1 protein-coding gene is annotated in these 3,384 nt (G+C 64.6%); it reads right to left on the bottom strand.

Annotated elements, in window-relative coordinates; genetic code table 11:
- A partial coding sequence (locus M0H32_RS29370) for an amino acid adenylation domain-containing protein (protein WP_248160314.1) occupies window positions 1-3,384 on the bottom strand: 3,384 nt, incomplete at both ends.

The raw sequence follows: 3,384 nt of genomic DNA, 5'->3' as shown, positions 1-3,384 counted from the left end.
ACGGCAGCACGGCATCCTTCAGGATCACCTGCACCGGATCGCTCACGCCCTCGTGGCAGAAGACCGCCCGCAGCGGCGCGTGCCGGGCGACAAGCGCTTTGAGGCTCCCCTTCAACCGGTCCGCGTCAACCTCGCCGTCCAGATCGACGACCGTCTGCACCAGATAGGCATCCTCGCCCGTCTCCGCGTCCATCAGGCCATGGAACAGAAGACCCGACTGCAGGCCGGTCAGAGGCCAGACAGTCTCAAGCCGGGCGCCGTAGCGCTTCGCAAGGCCGTCCACGTCTGGCTGGCTCATCTGCGCCATCGGGAAATCCGATGGTGTGTAGCCACCGGCACCTTCCCAGTCCGCATGCCTGGCCAGGCGGCCGAGAGCCTCCTGCCAGCAGCCCGCGAGTTCCGTGACCTCGGGTTCCGTCAGATGGCGTGCCGCATAGCCAAAGTCGGTTTCCAGGTGATAGCCACCCTCATGCTCCACCGCCTGGCAGTCGATCGAAAGCACATGATCCAATGGGGTTTCGGGATCGAACCCGCCGCGCAATCCGCCAAACTCCGGCAAGGGACTCCAGTTGCCACCTGCTCCGGCCTGGAAACGGCCGAGATAGTTGAAGACGATCTGTGCCCGCGGCGCGCTTGCCAGAACTGCGGCAGTGTCCCTGTTGAGATAGCGCAGCAGGCCATAGCCGATGCCCCGGTCGGGCACGGCGCGCAAACGCTCCTTCACCGAAGCAATGAGGTGCCGCAGGTCCTGTTCGCCGGGCGCGTTGGCGGCGTCCCCTGAAGGCGTCGTGTCGAGCCGAATGGGAAAAAGGCTCGTGAACCAGCCGACCGTCCGGCTGAGATCGGCTTCACCGATCGGCTCCCGGCCGTGCCCTTCGATATCGCAGACAATCGACTTTGGCGCGGTATCGGATCGTCCAGACAGGAACCTGCCGAGCGCAAGGACAAGCCCCGACAGAAGAATGTCCTGCGGGCCACAGGAATAGAGAGCCGGCAGTCCTGTCAGGACGGCATGCGTGTCCTTGGGTCCGAGCGTCACGCGTTGCGATTTCTGGGAACCGACAAGGTCGCGGCGTCGATCCAGACCAGTGGGCATCAGGCGAGCGGCATCCGGCGACAGAACCCCCTGCCAATAGGAGAGCTCCGCGGCTCTTCCCGCTGACGCGGCCTCGTCCCGCAGCAGCCGGGACCAGACCGGGAAGGACGTTGTCGCGGGCTCGGGAGAGACGGGCCGCCCTGCCCTCCAATCCTCCCAGGCCACCCGAAGATCGTCCACCAGGATCCGCCAGGATACCCCGTCTATGACGAGATGATGGGCGGCCAGCAGCAGCATGCCGGCCTTCTCGGCGCCCTTGTCGAACCAGACCGCGCTCAGCACCCGTCCCTCTGCAAGAGACAAGGAGCTGACAGCCGTCCTGTGCTCCTGTTCCAGCTCCCACGTCAGATCTTCGTCACTTGCCTGCGATGTGGCATCGACACGTTTCAGGGCGACGACGTTGTCCTGCGCAACAACTGGTGCGATCCGAAGACTCGACAGGTCGCCGCCCGTCCGTGCGCGCAGCATGTCGTGCTGACGCACGATCGCACTGAGCGCGGACTGCAGAAACGCGGCATTGGCACCAACGGGAAGTTTCAGACAGGTCGACTGGTAAAATCCGTCTTGAGGTCCGCCCAGTTCCGCAAACCAGCGCAGGATCGGCGTCGGCAGCACCTTCCCGGGATCCGACACCGTTTCCTCGCGCTGTCCTGCCTTCCTCAGAGGCTTAGCTGTTGCCGCGAGTCCGGCAACGGTTTTCTGGTCAAAGACATCCTTGGGCGACACCTGCAGCCCCTGCCGGCGCAACAGGCTGACCAGCCGGATGGCCGAAATGCTGTCGCCACCGAGGGCAAAGAAACTCTGGTCCGGGGCAGGATCGGGAGTTCCGAGCGTTTCGGCAAACGCGGCCGAAACGGTTTCCTCGACCGGCGACAGCCTGCGCGCTGCCGCCCCCACATGCGGCCTGCTCGGCGCCGGCAGGGCCTTCCTGTCGATCTTGCCGTTTGGCAGGCGCGGCAGATACGGCAACAGCTCGATCTGAGACGGTACCATGTAGTCCGGCAGCCGGTTCGCGCAGACCTGTTGCAGGCTCTCCACGCAAGAATCTGCACCGTCCGGCCCGATAACATAGGCCACCAGCCGGGAATTCCCCTGCCGGTCGCGGTAGACGCTGACCAGGCATTGGGCGACGGTGTCCTCCTCCAGAAGCACCCGTTCGATTTCGCCTGGCTCGATCCGGCGTCCCCGGATCTTGACCTGGCTGTCGCCGCGCCCGAGGAAATAGAGCATGCCGTCAGCGGCCCGATAGACGCGATCGCCCGTGCGATACATCCGATTGCCCGCACCGGCAAAGGGATCGGCAATGAACCTGGACGCCGTCAGCTCCGGCTGGTTCTGATAGCCCCGCGCAAGACCGAGCCCACCAATATAGAGTTCACCGGCCACCCCGTTTGCGACCGGGCGAAGGGCGTGGTCGAGTACATAAAGCTGCGCGTTCCAGATCGGCAGTCCGATCGGTGCGATGTCCCCATGCAGGTTGACTGAGAGTGGCAGGCTCATGGAACCGCAGACCGTCACTTCCGTCGGCCCATAGGCATTGATCAATCGGCTGCGTGCAGACCAGCGCCTGACCTCCGCCACGCTGATGGCCTCACCGGCGGTGACCAGCACACAGCCAGGCGGCAGGTCCGTGACGGACATGACCCCAAGAAGGCTGGGCGACAGCGTGATGTGAGAGATCCGTTCCGTCTCCAGGAAGGTTTTCAGCGCGGCCGGATCCGTAAAGGCGGGCCGCGGCCAGATCACCAGGGCGGCGCCGGAAACAAGAGCCGTGGCGATCTCGGAAAACGCCGCGTCGAAACTGAAGGAGGCGAACTGGGCCACCCGGGACCCTGCATCGATGCCGAACCGGTCGATCTGGGCAAAGGCCAGATTGCTCAGCCCATGTCTTGTGACAACGACGCCCTTTGGCTTGCCGGTGGACCCGGAGGTATAGATGACATAGGCCGGATGACGCGGGTCGATGGGCTGGTTTCGGTCACGGTCGTCGGGTGTTCTTGTCGAGGCGTTTGCCAGCTCCGCCGCAGTCTCCGCAGCATCCATGACAAGCAGGTCGAAGCCCTGCAGGCCCTCGACCAACCCGGACGCGGTCAGCACCAGTTTCGGCGCGGCATCGTCCAGCATCATCGCGATCCGTGCCGGCGGATAGTCCGGATCGAGCGGCAGATAGGCCCCACCTGTTTTCAGGACTGCCAGCAGCGCCACCACCATCTCCACCGAGCGCGGCAGGGCAATTGCCACAAGATCCTCCGCGCCGATGCCCCGCTGGAGCAACAGATGCGCCAATC

The sequence above is a fragment of the Roseibium sediminicola genome, from assembly GCF_023156505.1.
In the GTDB taxonomy this organism is placed as follows: Bacteria; Pseudomonadota; Alphaproteobacteria; order Rhizobiales; family Stappiaceae; genus Roseibium; species Roseibium sediminicola.
This window is presented reverse-complemented; position numbering and strand designations above follow the sequence as displayed.